We start from the raw sequence: 17409 nt of genomic DNA on the forward strand, positions 1-17409 counted from the left end.
CGCTGTAAGAGCGGAACCAATCGAAGCCGTAACCGAAGGAATGGATATGTACTCAACCAAACGAAGCCCAAAAGCATGAGCCTCCTGCCCTACGCCTGGGCCAAATCCCAACGCATCCTCCTTCACCCGGGAACCCAGGGCCCGACGCTGACCATCTGCCCCTCGACCCCCGGCTGGTCCATCAGCGAAGTCCACCGCCAGTTCGGCCAAACCCACCTGATCCAGGTGCGCGACGACGAACTGGACGGCCTCCTGGCCACTGCCTACGCCGACACCGGCAGCGCCGCCGCCGTCGTGGGCGCCGCCGAAAACGAAGTCGACCTCGACCGCCTCATGCAAGACATCCCCGAAATCACCGACCTGCTCGACACCCAGGACGGCGCCCCGGTGATCCGCATGATCAACGCCTTGCTCACCCAGGCCGCCCGCGACGAAGCCAGCGACATCCACATCGAACCCTACGAAACCCACTCCGTGGTGCGCTACCGCGTCGACGGCACCCTGCGTGACGTGGTGTCCCCGCGCAAGGCCCTGCACGGCGCTCTGGTCTCACGCATCAAGATCATGGCCCAACTCGATATCGCCGAAAAACGCCTGCCCCAGGACGGCCGCATCGCCCTGCGCGTGGCCGGTCGCCCCATCGATATCCGCGTCTCCACCGTGCCCACCGGCCATGGCGAGCGCGTAGTGATGCGCCTGCTGGACAAACAAGCCGGCCGCCTGCAGCTGGAAACCCTCGGCATGGACCCCGCCGTCCTGGCCAAACTCGACACCCTGATCCGCCAACCCCACGGCATCGTGCTGGTCACCGGCCCCACCGGCAGCGGCAAGACCACCAGCCTCTACGCCGCCCTGGCCCGGCTGGATGCGAGCACCAGCAATATCCTGACCGTCGAAGACCCGGTGGAATACGACCTGCCGGGCATCAGCCAGATCCAGGTCAACGCCAAGATCGACATGACCTTCGCCCTGGCCCTGCGGGCAATCCTGCGCCAGGATCCGGACATCATCATGATCGGCGAAATCCGCGACCTGGAGACCGCACAAATTGCCGTCCAGGCCTCACTCACGGGCCATCTGGTGCTCGCCACCCTGCACACCAACGACGCCGTCTCGGCGGTCAACCGCTTGATCGACATGGGCGTCGAACCGTTCCTGCTGGCCTCGTCACTGCTCGGCGTATTGGCCCAGCGCCTGGTGCGCCGGCTGTGCCCGTACTGCAAGCAGGAAGACCCGGCCGCGCCCGGCACCTGGCGGCCGGTCGGGTGCGCGCAGTGCAACCAGATCGGTTACAGCGGGCGTACCGGTATCCATGAATTGTTCTGCATCGACGACGAGCTGCGCGGGCTGATCCACCAGGGCGCCGGCGAGCAGGCCTTGAAGGCCGCCGCACGCCGCGCCGGCATGTTCAGCATGCGTGAGGATGGCGAACGCTGGGTACGCAGCGGCGCCACCGCCCCCGAAGAAATCCTGCGCGTAACACGGGACGCCTGATGAACCGATACCGCTACGAAGCCGCCGACGCCAGCGGCAAGCTGGAGTCCGGGCACCTTGAGGCAGACAGCCAGAGCGGCGCGTTTGCCCACCTGCGCAGCCGTGGCCTGACGGCCTTGCGGGTGCAGGTCGAGAACAACAACGAGCGTGCCGGCGGTGGCAGCCGGTTCAGCGCCAAGCTCTCGGACAATGACCTGGCCTGGGCCACGCGCCAGCTGGCGAGCCTGCTCGGTGCGAGCCTGCCACTGGAGGCCGCGTTGAGCGCCACGGTGGAGCAAGCCGAGAAAAAACACATCGCCCAGACCTTGAGCGCGGTGCGCGCCGATGTGCGCAGCGGCATGCGCCTGGCCGATGCGTTGGCCGCCCGGCCCCGGGACTTTCCGTCGATCTATCGGGCGCTGATCGCGGCGGGGGAGGAGTCCGGCGACCTGGCCCAGGTCATGGAGCGCCTCGCCGACTACATCGAGGAGCGCAATAACCTGCGGGGCAAGATCCTCACGGCGTTTATCTACCCGGGCGTGGTGGGGCTGGTGTCCATCGGCATTGTGATTTTCCTGCTCAGCTACGTGGTGCCGCAGGTGGTCAGTGCGTTTTCCCAGGCTCGCCAGGACCTGCCGGGGCTGACGTTGGCGATGCTCAATGCGAGTGACTTTATCCGCGCCTGGGGCTGGCTGTGTTTTGCCGGGATCGTGGGTGGTTTCTGGAGCTGGCGCCTGTACCTGCGCAACCCCGTGGCGCGGTTGAGCTGGCACAGCCGGGTGTTGCGCCTGCCGTTGATCGGGCGTTTTGTACTGGGCCTCAACACCGCGCGGTTTGCCTCGACCCTGGCGATTCTCGGCGGGGCGGGCGTGCCGTTGTTGCGCGCCCTGGAAGCGGCGCGCCAGACCTTGTCCAACGACCGCTTGAGCCAGTGCGTCACAGATGCCACCGCCAAGGTGCGCGAGGGCGTCAACCTGGCTCCTGCGCTGGCGGTGGAAAAGGTCTTTCCGCCCGTGCTGATCCACCTGATCGCCAGCGGCGAAAAAACCGGCTCGCTGCCGCCGATGCTCGAACGCGCGGCGCAAACCCTGTCGCGGGATATCGAGCGTCGGGCGATGGGCATGACGGCGTTGCTTGAACCCTTGATGATCGTGGTGATGGGCGCCGTGGTGTTGGTCATCGTCATGGCCGTGCTGCTGCCGATCATCGAAATCAACCAACTGGTGACCTGACTGCTGACGAAACACGATCAAAAATGTGGGAGCGGGCTTGCTCGCGAAAGCGGTGTGTCAATCAACACATGTCGCGCCTGATCCACCGCTTTCGCGAGCAAGCCCGCTCCCACATTTGAATCGCGTTTCTTCAAGACTATTTTCGCGCGCCCGACACGCGGGTCCCAACCTCGGGTTCCTCATTCTGTCATCTGCCCAACCCCACCACACGGCCCGTAACGCCTCCAGCCCGGTACTCGAAATCCGCGCTGAAACCTCGCTGTCACCTCACCCCCAAACCGCTCAAAAGTGTGACCAAAACACCCGAGAATCTTTTTAAAAATCAAGCCGTTCCTCCCGAGGTTTTTTCCTTTAGCTGTCATCGGATGCTGCGAAATTTCATACCCATGGCCTCACCCCTGGGTACCCCCCGGAACACAGCCCGGGACCGAAGCCATAGCGTCATCTACCCCAACGTACAAACACGACGAAAGGAGCTTCTTCATGTTTAAGCGCAACGTTCTCGCGGTATCCATGACCCTCGCTGCACTGTGCTCGGCCCAGGCTGCCATGGCAGACATCAACGGCGGCGGCGCCACCCTGCCACAACCGCTGTACCAGACCTCCGGCGTATTGACCGCCGGTTTCGCCCCGTACATCGGCGTGGGCAGCGGCAAGGGCAAACTGGCGTTCCTGAACAACGACTACAGCCAGTTCGGCACCGGCACCAAGAACGTTCACTGGGCGGGCAGCGACTCGAAGCTGACCTCGACTGAACTGTCCACCTACGCCTCCACCAAACAAGCGACCTGGGGCAAGCTGATTCAAGTGCCTTCGGTCGCCACTTCGGTTGCCATTCCATTCAACAAGGCCGGTACCAACGCAGTTGACCTGAGCGTTGATCAACTGTGCGGCGTGTTCTCGGGCCGCATCACCACCTGGAACCAACTCCCGGCTACCGGTCGCACCGGTAATATCGTGGTGGTTTACCGTAACGAAGCCAGTGGCACCACCGAGCTGTTCACCCGTTTCCTGGCGGCCAAGTGCGTCAATGAGTCCAAGAAATTTGTGGTCACCACCAACTTCGCGGACAGCTTCGGCGTGCCACCAGGCGCCGTGCCTGCCGTCACCAGCCAAGGCGTGATGACCGCGCTGAACGCCGGTGATGGTCGCATCACCTACATGAGCCCGGACTATGCCGCGCCTACCTTGGCTGGCCTGGATGACGCCACCAAAGTGGCCAAGGTCGCCGGTGTTTCTCCAGCCCCTGATAACGTTTCCGCCGCCATCGCTGCTGTGCCCGTACCGGCTGCTGCCAACGTCGCCAACCAGAACGCCTGGGTACCGGTGTTTGCTGCCGCCGCCGATGCCAACGACCCAAGCGTCGTGCCTTACCCAAGCAGCGGTTATCCGATCCTGGGCTTCACCAACCTGATCTTCAGCCAGTGCTACGCCGACGCCACCCAGACCTCGCAAGTGCGTGCATTCTTCACCCGTCACTTCGGTGCCAGCGCCTTGAACAGCAACGACAACGCGATCAAGGCCAACCGCTTCGTGCCACTGCCAGCTGCCTGGAAAGCCGCGATCACCAGCAACTTCGTTACCGCAACCAGCGCGCTGAGCATCGGCAAGTCTGATGTCTGCAACGCCATCGGTCGTCCGCTGTAACCCACGCTTTTACCGACCGGCAACACCCGATCAGCAACGGCCTGTGCCGTTGCTGATTTTTGCGTTTGCGGCTCGGCTATCAGCCTTACATGAACTTTCCATGACAGAAGTTCAGTCCCGCCCCTCGCCAACCGCCTAACTCCCATACGTGACGCACGTCGCCAGTTCCCTATGGGCAAAAACAAAGAAGGAAGCTTCCTGATGGTCCGCTGCAAACCACCGGTCAACCTGAATGCCCAAGGCCCTGGCGGCCAGACGATCCTGCGCCTCAAACCCCTGGCCCAGGCGATTGCCTTGTTCATGGTGGCAGGCAGCGCCCACGCGGCGACAGCGTTCAGCTCCGGCTGGTTTGCCGACAAGGGTGCCTCCCAGGCGGCGACAGCGGCCCGCCTCAACGGGGCGCAGGTGCCGGGGATTCCGTCGTTGAATCAGCAGGCGCGGGCGAACCAGCAGTTGTCACGTTCCATCAGCACGCTCAACAACAGTGTCGCGGCGATTGCGGCTCAGCAGGCCGCCCAGGCCGCTGGCCGGCAAGCGGCGCTCGGCCAGGTCTCGACGATTCCCGACGGCCTCGGCAAGGGCGGCTTGCAGGTGGACAACAGCCTGACCCAGGGCTGGACCAACGCCAAGGGCCCGACCCAGAGCCAGTCCGGTGGCAAGACCACGGTGACCATCGAGCAGACCGCCGACAAGGCGATCCTCAACTGGGAAACCTTCAACGTCGGACGCAACACCACGGTCGATTTCCAGCAGCAATCGAATTGGGCCGTGCTCAACCGTGTCAACGACCCCAACGCGCGCCCCAGCGAAATCCAGGGCCAGATCAACGCCCCTGGCACAGTGATGATCATGAACCGCAACGGGGTGATCTTCAGCGGCAGCAGCCAGGTCAATGTGCGCAACCTGGTGGCGGCCGCCGCCACCATCACCGATGACCAATTCACCCAACGCGGGATCTATGTGGATGCCAACGGCACCCAGCCGACTTTCACCGACGCGGCGGGCAAGGTCGAGGTGCAGCGCGGCGCGTTGATCCAGACTCACAACCCGGCCACCTCTACCGACGCCGGTGGCTACGCCTTGCTGCTCGGCTCGGAGGTCGAGAACGCCGGCAGCATCATCACCGCCAGGGGCCAGGCCACCCTGGCCGCCGGCGACAGTTTTTATATCCGCAAGGGCGTCGGCACCACCGGCAACGACCGCTCCACCACCCGTGGCAATGAAGTGGCCACCAGCCTCAAGGCCGGCAGCACGTCGGGCAAGGTCAGCAACAGCGGCCTGATCATGGCGTCGACCGGCGACATCACCCTCACCGGGCACCAGGTGCAGCAGAACGGCGTGGCCCTGGCCAGCACCTCGGTGGATACCCGCGGCACGATTCACTTGCTCAACGCCGCCAGCGACACCAGCGCCAGCGTGACCCTGGGCGAGGGCAGTACCACGGCGATCCTGCTGGACGCCAGCGGCAGCACCGCCCTCAACAGCCAGAAGGACAACGGCCTGATCAAGCTCGACGGCTTGCCTGCCAACCTGATCACCGGCCAGTTCAACAACCTCAGCGCGGTGGCCGATCGCACCGACCAGTCGCGGATCGAGATCGTCAGCGGCGGCACTGTGGATTTGCGCAAAGGCTCGATCACCCTGGCCACCGGCGGCCAGGTGGCGGTCAGTGCCGGCCAGCGCAGCCTGGTGCGTGACGGCGCGATGATCGACGTGTCCGGCGCGATTGGCGTCAAGGTGGCGATGGAAGCCAACAACATCAAGATCAACGTGCAAGGCAACGAACAGCGCGACGCGCCCGCCAACCGTGACGGCGGGCAATTGATCAACAATGACGTGTGGGTCGACCTGCGGGACCTGGTGTTCGTCCCGGCCGGCACCAACGGCTATGCGACGGACCGCTGGTACACCGCCGGCGGGCTGCTGGAAGTCGGCGGTTACCTGGGCACCCAGGGCCACTCGGTCGGCGAGTGGATGGCCCAGGGCGGCACTGTGACGTTCACCGGCAAGGACGTGGTGACCCAGCAGGGTGCCCAAGTCAATCTGTCGGGCGGCACCGTCGATGTGCAGGCCGGCTACATCCGCCAGACCTGGCTCAAGGGGCCTGACGGCCAGCTCTATGAGCTGTCGAAAGCCCCCGGGGACATTCTCTACGCGGGGATCTACAAGGGCTTTGAAGACACCAGCGTCCGCTGGGGCCGCAGCGATTTCTACTACAACCCGCTGGTGGCCCAGCAAAGCCGCTACGAGGCGGGCTACACCGTGGGCCGCGACGCCGGCAAGCTGGTGGTGGGCACCACCAACGCGGTGCTGGAAGGCCAGTTGATCAGCGATGTATTCCAGGGCGATCGCCAGACCCAGGCACCGAATATCAACCTTGATGGTTATCAGCAGTCACAGCAGGCCATGGCCCAGCGGGCGCAGTTGATCATTGGCCAGTACACGCCGGTGTACAACAAGGCCACCGGCACCTTGCGCTACGCCTTGACCCCGACCATCGACCAGGTGCTGATCGAGGGCAGCACGCAAAAAATCGCCGACGGCCTGGACCTGGCCACTGCGCTGCCGACCGAACGCCAGGGCAAACTGGTGCTCGACAGTGACCAGCTCAATGGCTACCGGTTGGGCGCGATCAAGGTCGGCGCAAAGCAGCAGATTGACATCAATGGCGCACTCAAGGTGGCTGACGGCGGCGACATCACCCTGTTCGGCCCCGTGGTTTCAGTCAATGCCAACCTCACGGCCCACGGCGGCAGCATCAACGCGGGCAACCTGCTGAATCAGGTCGACCTCAATCGCTCCAATGTCGTTGGCGATGTGATTCTGCCGGGTATCGGCCGGCTCGATGTGGCCGCCGGAGTCAAGCTGGACAGTTCCGGGCGCTGGAATAATCTGGCGCTGGACCCTTCGGCCACTGACGGGGTGGCGTATATCAACGGTGGCAAGGTGTCGTTGCGCAGCTCCGGCGACGTGAACCTCGCGGCGGGCAGCCTGGTGGAAACGTCGTCCGGGGCGACCATCGGCCTGGATGGCAAAGTCCGGGGCGGCAAGGGCGGCGACGTGACCGTGGGCGCACTGGGGGCTTTGGACCTGGGCGCCGAGATTCGCGGCTATGGCGTCAGCGCAGGCGGCACCCTGACCTTGCAGGCCAACAAGGTGCAGATCGGCCAGAGCCCGCAGGCGCCGGATGCCAAGACCTTGCAGTTGGCCGGGGATTTTTTCAACAAGGGTTTTTCGGCCTATGACATTACCGGCAACGAAGGATTGCTGGTCGCCGATGGTACTCAGGTGGATGTGAACGTGCCGGCCTACCGGCTCTCGGAGCAGGCCGCCACGACGCCGGGTGGCGGCGATGCGGCCAGCGTGATGGAGCGCTGGACCCCGCCGCTTTACCAGGAAGACGCCAGCAAGGGCGTACTCAGCCAACGCCGTGGCGCCAGCCTGACCCTTTCCGCCGGCCACCTGGAGTCGCCTGCCGAGCAACTGCCGACAACCGCGCTGGTGGTCGGCAAGGGCGCGGTGATCAGCGTCGACCCGGGCCAGTCGATCAACCTGCGCAGCATCGGCCAACTGACGGTCGACGGCACGCTCAATGCCTGGGGTGGCAGCGTCAACCTGAACGGCCTGACCACGCGCGCGTTCGAGCCGGCCAACGCGGTTGGCCACGGCCGCTCCATCTGGCTGGGTGAAAACGCACTGATCGATGTCGCCGCCCGGGCCGCGACCGCCGTGGACAATCGTGGAAGCCAATACGGGTTGGTCCGTGACGGCGGCAAGATCAGCATCGGTGGCGAGATCAACCTGAGCACCGGCACGGTCACTGCCAGCGACCTGTTTGTGGTGGTACGCGAGGGCGCCCGGCTGGACGCGTCGGGCACGCAAGCGGTGTTGGATGTGCCGGGGCAGGGCGCAACCCGGGTGGCCAGCAATGGCGGCAGCATCAGCCTGGCGTCCAACAATGGCTTGTACCTGGACGGCAGTCTGGTGGCCCGGGCCGGCGGTGCCGGCGCAGCGGGCGGCAGCCTGAACGTAGCGCTGGACAGCCCGTATTACACCAAGAGCAGTGTCACGGATCGCGTGCTGAAGGTGCGTGAACTGGTGCTCGGCCAGACCCATCAGGCTCACCCGCTCGCCGGCACCGCCGCCGACGCGGCCGACAGCCTGGAATACGGCCACGCTCGCCTGGGCGTCGACCAGGTCAGTGCGGGCGGCTTCGACAACCTGGCATTGATGAGCAACGGCCTGTTGAGTTTCGACGGCGATGTGTCCTTGAACATGGGCCAGAGCCTGCGCCTGTACAGCGGTGCCTTCAACCTCAGTGAGGGCGCGGCAGCCAATGCCCGGGTGAATCTGTCGGCACCGTCTCTGCTGCTGTCCGGCATGGATTCGCCGGCCCGGGAATTCTACGTGAACCCGGTGTCGGTGTTGCCGTTACCCTCGCTGCGCGCCACCGAGGCGCAGTTCAATGCCAGCGGCAGCTTGATCGATGTGCGCGGCAGCGTGTTGTTTGGCAGCAAGGGCAAACTGCGCCAGGCCGACGACAGCCTGGTCGGCCTTGAGCGTCGCGGCTTTGATCAGGTCAACCTGACCAGCCAGGGCGATCTGCGCTTCCTGGCGGGTGCGAACCCGGACGGCGTGGCCTTGAGGGTCAGCACCCAGTTATTGACCCAGGGCGACATGACCTTGCGGGCGGCGCAGTTGTATCCGGCCACGGAGGTCGGTGCGCGGGTCATTGCCGGCTACCTGAGCGAATTCAACAGCCTCAACATCACGTTCGACCCGCTGCGCACCCTGACCATTGGCCGTACCGGCAACACGGATGCCGCGGTGCCTTACTCGGCATTCGGGCGCCTGCAACTGGGCGCCGCGACGGTGCGGCAGGGCGGTGTGGTGCGGGCGCCCCTGGGGTTGATCGATATCGGCAGCATGGGCAGCAGCCAGGTGCAATTGCTGCCGGGCAGCGTGACCTCGGTGAGCGGCAAGGGCCTGGTGCTGCCGTATGGCGGCACCCTGGACGGGCAGGTCTATAAGTACAACGGCAAGACCGTGACGTTTGTCGGCCAGGGCGGGCTGGTCAACCAGGACGCGGAACTCAGCGTCGGGGTGATTCTCGGCGGCCAGTCGGTGCAGGTGCAGCCTGAGGCTACCCTGGACCTGTCGGGCGGCGGCGAATTGCTGGGGGCCGGTTTCGTTTCCGGGCGCGGAGGCTCTACGGATGCGCGCTACAGCCCACTGGTGCAGTTTGGTGCCAATGGCGGCTTTGTTTTGCCGGGCCTGGGCACCAACCCGATTTACGCCATCGTGCCCGGGGTGCAGCCTGGCTCGGCGCCGGTGGCATCGGAGAAGGGCGCAGTCGATCCGTTGGTGGGCCAGCAGGTCACCATCGGCGCCGGAGTGCCGGGGCTGCCGGCGGGCACTTATACCCTGATGCCGTCCACCTACGCCTTGATGCCCGGCGCTTTCCGCGTCGAGATCAACGGCCTGGCCGGGCTCGGCAGTGATGCCGCCACCCAGCGCATGCGCAATGGCTCCTGGTCCACCGCCGGGCGCTTGTCCATCGCCAACACCGGGATCGGCAACAGCGTTGCCAGCCAGTTGATTCTGACCTCGGCCGATACCTTGCGTCGCTATTCCCAATACAACGAAACCAGCTACGCCCAGTTCGCCATGGCCGACGCTGCGAAACAGGGTGTGCCACGCCCGATGCTCGCCGTCGACGCCAAGACCCTGAAACTGGCCTTGCGGCCAGGGGGCGGCGCTGATGCGTTTTCGTTCCAGGGCATAGGCCGTTTTGAGGCCGCGGCGGGTGGCTATGGCGGCGCGGTGGCGGTGATTGATCCAAGCAAACTGGGTATTGAAGTCGTCGCGGCGGGCAGTTCCGCAACCAGCGGTTTTTCCGGCATTACCTTCAACGATGACAGCCTCAACGCCTTGGGAGCCTCGCGTTTGATGGTGGGGGGGATGACGGCAGTTACGTATGGCCAGTCCGGGAATTACATCGTCCTGGCTGGCGGTACGAGTCGGGCCAACAGCACCGTCACGCTTCGGGAAGGTGTGACGCTCGCAGCGCCGGAAGTCTTTTTGTTGAGTGACACCAACGCGATCGTCCTGGAGCAGGGCGCATCCATCAACACCATCGGCCGTGGCAAAGCCAGCTACGACGCTCGTGACGGTTTTATCTACAAAGTCACCAATATGCTGGCGGCGTCCAACGGCTTGCTCAATGTCATTGCATTCAATACGACGGTGCCCAGCGGCGGGATCAGCATCGGTGTGTGTGACACGGGCCTGTGCAGCGGGCAAACCGGGCTGTACTCCGAAGGCAGCATCGTGGCGTTGACCAACAATACCTTCCAGTTGGGCGACCAGGTGCGCTACGGCACCCGTCACCTCAACCTGGGGGTCAACACCATTAACCTCGGCAGCGCCCAAGCCCTGGCCGCTGCCGCTGCGGCCAATCAGTTGCCGGCCGGCCTGACACTCACCCAGGCGCTTCTTGATCGCCTGCTCAAAGGTGATTCACAGTTCGGTGCGCCGGCCCTGGAAACCCTGCAGCTCTCGGCGCGGGACAGTTTCAACTTCTACGGCAGTACCTCCCTGGACACCTATGACCCACTGACGGGTAAGTCGCGGCTGAGCAACCTGATGCTCTCCACTCCGGCGATCTACGGTGCCGGTGGCGCTGGCGACGTGGCCAACATTCATACCGCCAACCTGATCTGGCAGGGCGCGACCACCCCACCGGGCTCGGTGATCGCCGGCGGGGCGGGCACGGGCAGCGGGCGCCTGGATATCAACGCCGAGCGTATTGAGTTCGGCTACGGCGCCTTTGCCCAGACCAACACCGTGAGCAGTTTCGATCGCCTGGCTTTGGGCTTTGCCAGCGTGAACCTCAATGCCAGCGAGCGCATTACCGCCAACCACAAGGGCAGCCTCTCGGTGTATCAGAGCCAGGGCGCCTATGACCCGGTGAAGGGCTTCCAGTACAGCGGCGGCGACCTGAATATCCTCACCCCACTGATGACCGGCGAAGCCGGTTCGGTGAACCGCATCACCGCAGGTGGGGCGATTGATATTGCAGCGTCCGCGGGGGCGCGTGGCAAGGCCGACGGCCAGGGCGCCGAACTGTCCCTGCAAGGCGACAGCATTCGCCTGGCCACGGCGGTAGTGCTGCCCAGCGGCAAAGTCAGCCTGGGCGCCCGGGATGATGTGGTGCTGACGGATGCGGCGTTGATCGACGTGGCCGGTGGCGCCACTGTGTTCAACGATGTGACCCAGTACGGCGCGGGCGGCACGGTGCTGCTGGACAGCCGCAGCGGCAACATACTGCAGGCTGCCGGCTCGACCATCGACCTCTCGGCCAAAAACAACCAGGCCGGCAAACTGCGGGCGGTTGCGGTGGACGCGGCGGGCGGTATCGTCGACCTGCAAGGCACGATCCTCGCCGGCAGCAGTGGCTATTACGATGCGGGCGGGACCACGATGCCTTATGAGGCCGGTACCGTGGAAATCCAGGCCCAGCGCCTGGGCAGCAGCGGTTCACTGGACCAGCAGTTCGCCGACCTCAACCAGCGCCTGAATCAAGGCCAGGTGTTCGGCACACGCAGCTTCCAACTCAAGCAGGGCGACTTGACCATCGGCAATGGCCTCAAGGCCGGCACCGTCAACGTCTCCGTGGACAACGGCAGCCTGCGGGTCACCGGCCTGGTGGACGCCAGTGGCGAGCGCGTCGGCAGCATCAACCTGGCCGGCAAGCACGGCCTGACGCTGGACGGCGGCGCGGTACTCGACGCCCATGGCAGCAAGCTGCGGGTGGACAGCTACGGCAAGATCATCGATTCGCCCAACCGGGCCATGGTGGTGCTCGGCTCCGGCACCGGTCAACTGACCCTGGCCGATGGCGCACGCATCGACCTGCGCCACGGCACCGAGGCGGTCCAGGGCAATGACGGGCGCAACCGCGGCACCCTGGAACTGAATGCACCACGGCTGATCAACGTCGATGGCACCAGCAACGACATCAACATCGATGCCCATGGCCGCCTGACGATCCAGGGCGCGCGCTCGATCACCCTCAACGGCATGATCAGTTACGACGATGCGCCACTGGTCACCGATCCGACGGCCAGCGGGCGGCCTTACCAACAGATCGACCAGGCCTACCTGGATGGCAAGCATGTGCTGAGCACGGCCTTTATCAACGGTGCATTGCTCAACCAGAACCTGCTGCAAAACAAACTCGCCGGGCTTAACAATGCAACCTACGCCGATGCCTTCCACCTGCGCCCGGGCGTGGAAATCGTCAGCAAGACCGCGGACGGTGACCTGGTGGTGCAGGGCGATCTGGACCTGTCCGGCTACCGCTACGCCAGCCTCAACCCCAACAGCCAGAAAACCTCGGTGTATGGCTCCGGTGAGTCGGGCAGCCTGACCCTGCGCGCCGGTGGCGACCTGAATATTTACGGCAGCATCAACGACGGTTTTGCGCCGCCACCGCAGACCGTCGATGACAAGGGCTGGGTGTTGTTGCCGGGCATCGACTTTACCGGCGGCACGATCATCGTGCCGGGTAACGGCATCACCCTGGCGGACGGCACGACCTTCCCGGCGGGCACCGTGCTCAACTACGACCTGCCGATCAAGGCCGTGGGCGTGGCCGCCGGAACGCGCTTGCCGACCCGGGCGACGCTGAACCAGGACCTGAGGCTGCCTGCCGGTACGGTATTGGCCGCAGCGGTGTTCGACAGCGCGGGCAATGTGCTGTTTGCCGCAGGCACGTTATTGAACCAGGCACACACCCTGGCGGCCGGCTCACAGCTGGACGCCGGCAGCCTGCTGACCCAGGACACCCGGCTCGGGGCGCTGACCTGGCCCAAAGGGGTGCCGTTGCCGACGAACTACGAGGCGCTTAATCCGACGCAAAACCACGTGACCCTCAATGGCGACATACCGCTGCCGCGCGGCGCGTTGATTCCTTCCGGCACCAACGTCAAGTTGCCGGGCGGGGCTGAGTCGGTGGCGTTGCGCCCGGAAGTGGCGGGGCGCCAGGGCAAGCTGTGGGCCCTCTCGCCGATGCTGGCCGAAGGTTCGCAATCCTGGACGCTGCGGTTGGTTGCAGGTGCTGACACCGAGGCGGCCGACAGCCGCATCCTGCAAGCCCATCCGCGCAGCGGCGACCTGCGTTTGGCTGACAGCCACTACGGCATGTTTGCCAAGGAGATGCCCGCCAAGGGCAAGTTGACCTGGACCGCCTTCGCGGTGGAGGACTTTGCGGCCAATGGGGTGGTGGTCAAGGAAGGCGACCCGATCGACCAAAAGATCCTCGATGATTTCGGGCTGGGTTCGATTGATGATTTCTGTGGGGGCAATCCGGCGTACTGCGCCGTGAAAGTTGGCTATGTCTGGACCGAATTCGGCGCCAAGGACCTGGCGGACAACGGGATTATCGTCACCGTCGGAACGCCGATCGAGCAAAGCATCCTGGACCAGTTCGGTATCCCGTCCATCGATGAGTTCTGTGCAAGCTCGCCCGCCTACTGCCAGGCCCAAAGCGGCAAAGAGTATGCGGCGACCCCCTCCAGCAGCCGTTTCAGTGTGATTCGCACCGGTACGGGCGACCTCGAACTGCTCAGCGCCGGCGACTTGAGCATGGACTCCCTGTACGGGGTCTACACCGCCGGTACATCGTCCACTGCAACCGGTGCCAGTGACCCCTACAACCAGCCCAAGGCGCTGAACAGCGCGAAGACGGTGCTGAACGATACCAACAGTTATTTTGAACAGTTCGTCAACGGCTCATCTGACAGCCTGTACCGTGCCTGGTACCCGGAGGCAGGGGGGAATTTGAGCGTGAACGTGGGGGGCAACCTGACGGGGAATATCCTGGGAGGCGTCTTCAACCCAAGTCGGCCCAACCCCCTGGATAACGGCATCGACTCCGCCGATGTGGCCAACTGGCTGTGGCGCCAGGGCAGCGGCACGGTGAACACCGGCGGGCAGGCGCAGCCGACGGCCTGGTGGATCAATTTCGGTAGCTATACCGCCAACGCCTCCAAGGCTGATGCGTTCGTCGGGTTTACCGGTTTCGGCACCCTCGGCGGCGGTGACGTGGATGTACAGGTAGGCGGGGATGCCGGTGTGCTTCGGCGCATGGACGGCAACCCAATGTCGGCCTCTGCCAACCCGCGCAGCCAGGGGCTGGTGCTGGCGGTCGGCAGTACCGGGCGGGTTGCCGGTGATGGCAGCCTGCAGTTGACGGGCGGTGGTGATCTGCGGGTGCGTATCGGTGGCGCCCTGAACCCTGGCAGCGTGGTTGATGTAAACGATCAGAACGGCCAGTTGGTGAATATCCGGGGCAATGTCCAACTGCAAAGTGCGACCACGGGCCGGATCGACCTGACCTACGGCAGCAACAGCTCTGAGCAGAGCCCGGGCGAAACCCGCGCATTCGATCCGTTCCAGGCGACCCGTGGCCGGGCAGTGGGGGGCATCACCCTGGTGCCGGGGGATGCCACATTCAACTTGACCACATTGGGTGACCTGGTGCTGCAGCAAGTGATTGACCCGGGCCGTGTCGTCCTGCTGAACAACTCATCGTTTACCCGTGGCGGGACGAGTGGGACCGGCGAAAGTTGGTTCTCGTTATGGACCGGGCACACGGCAATCGACCTGTTTTCAGCGGGGGGCAACTTGACGCCATCTGTCTCCGCCGCAGCGTCCGACCTGGCAACTGTCTACCCATCGATCGTTCGAGCGACGGCGGCTGGCGGCAGTATTTATTACGGTAACGCCGTCCTGGGGTACCAAGCCGATACGAGTCCGATAAATGCCTTGGTGCTCGCCCCCGGTGCCAGCAGCCAGTTGCAATTCCTGGCCCATGACTCGATTTATGCGGGCGGTATGTTTGTCACGCCTTCCGGGGCCGACCCCAGCATCATGGCCACACCTTGGCGGCCGGCGTTCGTCGGGACCATTGATGGTCAGGTGGTTGTCGATGGCAACAATCTGTCGGAGAACGGTAGCTCGCCGGGTTCCCTTCCGCGGCCTCTGTTTGCCTTTGGCTCCGCCACGGCGTCGGCAGCCGCTTACGCGCCAACGGAACCGGCGCGGTTCTATGCCTTGACCGGCGATCTGGTGGGGGTCAGCAGCGGCCGGACCCTGACGTTCAATTCTTCCCCCACGTTTTTGCATTCGGGGCAGACCTGGTACGAGGGCAACGGGCCGGTTTGGATGATGGCGGGGCGAGACATTGTCAGCAGTGGCAGCCGTTTTAATACGGCCCCCGGTGCGGTCAGCGAGCAGTCGACCGGCAACCTGTTCATCCACAACAACCCCACTGACATCTCCATCGTCTCCGCCGGGCGCGACATTCTGTACAGCAACTTCCAGGTTGCCGGTCCTGGCCTGCTGGAAGTGACGGCGGGCGGCAATATCCTGATGTCCGGGCGTGACCCGGCGAAGGGCGGCGAAGTCAGCATCACCAGCCTGGGCCCGGTGGTCGCGGGCGACAACCGCCCTGGCGCAGGCATCGTCATGCAAGCTGGCGTCGGCCCCAACGGCCCGGATTACCGGCGCTTTGTCGAGGCCTACCTGGACCCGGCCAACCTCGTCCAGCCAGGCGAAGCCGTGTCGATCCAGGGCGGCAAGGTCGCCAAGACCTATGAGAACGAACTGGTCACCTGGCTCGCCGAGCGCTTCGGTTTCGTCGGCACCCGCGAGCAGGCCCGCGCGGTTTACGCCGCACTGCCCGCTGAACAGCAACGGGTGTTCGCCCGTGATGTGTACTTCGCCGAACTCAAGGCCGCCGGCCGTGAGTACAACGCGGTGGGCGGTGTGCGCCAGGGCAGCTATGTACGGGGGCGTGCAGCGATTGCCGCGCTGTTCCCGGACAAGGACGTGGCCGGCAACCCGATCACCTACAAGGGCGATATCACGTTGTTCGGCGGCTCCGGTGTACACACCAATTTCGGTGGCTCGATCCAGATGCTCACCCCGGGCGGTGGGCAGACCTTCGGCATCGAAGGCGCGGCACCGCCGTCCACCGCCGGTGTGATCACCCAGGGCGCCGGCGATATCCAGCTGTATTCCATGGGCAGCATCCTGCTGGGCCAGAGCCGCATCATGACCACCTTCGGCGGCTCGATCATGGGCTGGTCCGGCGAGGGCGACATCAACGCCGGTCGCGGATCCAAGACCACCGTGGTGTACACGCCGCCCAAGCGTGTCTACGACAACTGGGGCAACGTGACCCTGTCGCCGGCGGTGCCGAGCACCGGGGCGGGGATTGCCACCTTGAACCCGATTCCCGAAGTGCCGGCCGGAGACATCGACCTGATCGCCCCGCTGGGCACTATCGATGCGGGTGAAGCGGGGATTCGGGTCTCGGGCAACATCAACATTGCCGCGTTGCGCGTCGTTAATGCCGCCAACATCCAGACCCAGGGCAAGTCGTCCGGGGTGCCGGTGTCGGCGGCGGTAAACACCGGGGCCATGACCTCGGCGAGCGCAGCCGGTGCGGCGGCGTCCCAGGCGGCGGAAGATGCCGCGCGCAGCCAGCAGGCGGCGGCCAAACAGGGCCGGGCGTCGATTGTCACGGTGGAAGTGTTGAGCTTTGGCAGCGAGCCAGTGGAGCGCAAGCCGGAGGACGGGCAAAAGACCTCGGGCTACAACCCCGACAGCCCGGTGCAGGTACTCGGCGCCGGACCGTTGAGTGACCAGGCGCGGGCGCGGTTGACGGATGAGGAGCGCCAGCAGATCAGCTTGTAGTTTTAGAAAAGGACCTCTCGTTGTATTTGGGGCGATCATTGATCGCCCCTTTTTTTTGTCTTGGGGTCCCGGCTTTCCCCGGTGGATGGTGGCGCGGTCGAGCCGGTAGTCACTGAAGCCGGGATGAGTGATATCTCGGCCACCAAGTGCGAGCTCTATCACCCTGATCTGTCAGGCCAGGAGCTGGAGGAGATCAAAAGTACGATGCGCTCAGCATTGGAAACCTACAGCGTTTCACAACTTTGGTCGGTGGCATGGACTGAGGAAATTGGTCAGGCGCTTCGCTCGTGAA

At 64.6% G+C, this 17409-nt stretch carries 5 protein-coding genes; all 5 read left to right on the forward strand.

Annotated elements, in window-relative coordinates:
- The first annotated feature begins 75 nt into the window (after nt 1-75).
- The 5 genes from gspE (at nt 76) to HX801_RS10910 (ending at nt 17408) form a co-directional block, all read left to right on the forward strand.
- A complete protein-coding gene (gspE, locus tag HX801_RS10890; protein WP_102605752.1) occupies nt 76-1494 on the forward strand; it encodes a type II secretion system ATPase GspE in 1419 nt (472 codons plus the stop codon).
- A complete protein-coding gene (gene gspF / locus HX801_RS10895) occupies nt 1494-2705 on the forward strand; it encodes a type II secretion system inner membrane protein GspF (protein ID WP_177008690.1) in 1212 nt (403 codons plus the stop codon). Before gspE ends, gspF begins: the two co-directional genes overlap by 1 nt.
- Nucleotides 2706-3188: 483 nt before the next feature.
- Complete coding sequence (locus HX801_RS10900; RefSeq protein WP_003210472.1) at nt 3189-4352, forward strand: substrate-binding domain-containing protein; 1164 nt, start codon at nt 3189-3191, stop codon at nt 4350-4352.
- A 201-nt stretch (nt 4353-4553) separates the two neighbouring features.
- Nucleotides 4554-17117 carry a filamentous hemagglutinin family protein gene (locus tag HX801_RS10905; RefSeq protein WP_177022065.1) on the forward strand — a complete coding sequence of 4188 codons (12564 nt, stop codon included), beginning with the start codon at nt 4554-4556 and terminating at the stop codon, nt 17115-17117.
- A gap of 123 nt (nt 17118-17240) precedes the next feature.
- Complete coding sequence (locus HX801_RS10910) at nt 17241-17408, forward strand: hypothetical protein (protein WP_177022064.1); 168 nt, start codon at nt 17241-17243, stop codon at nt 17406-17408.
- The last annotated feature ends 1 nt before the right edge of the window (nt 17409 follow it).

Source organism: Pseudomonas sp. G1002 (assembly GCF_013385455.1).
In the GTDB taxonomy this organism is placed as follows: Bacteria; Pseudomonadota; Gammaproteobacteria; order Pseudomonadales; family Pseudomonadaceae; genus Aquipseudomonas.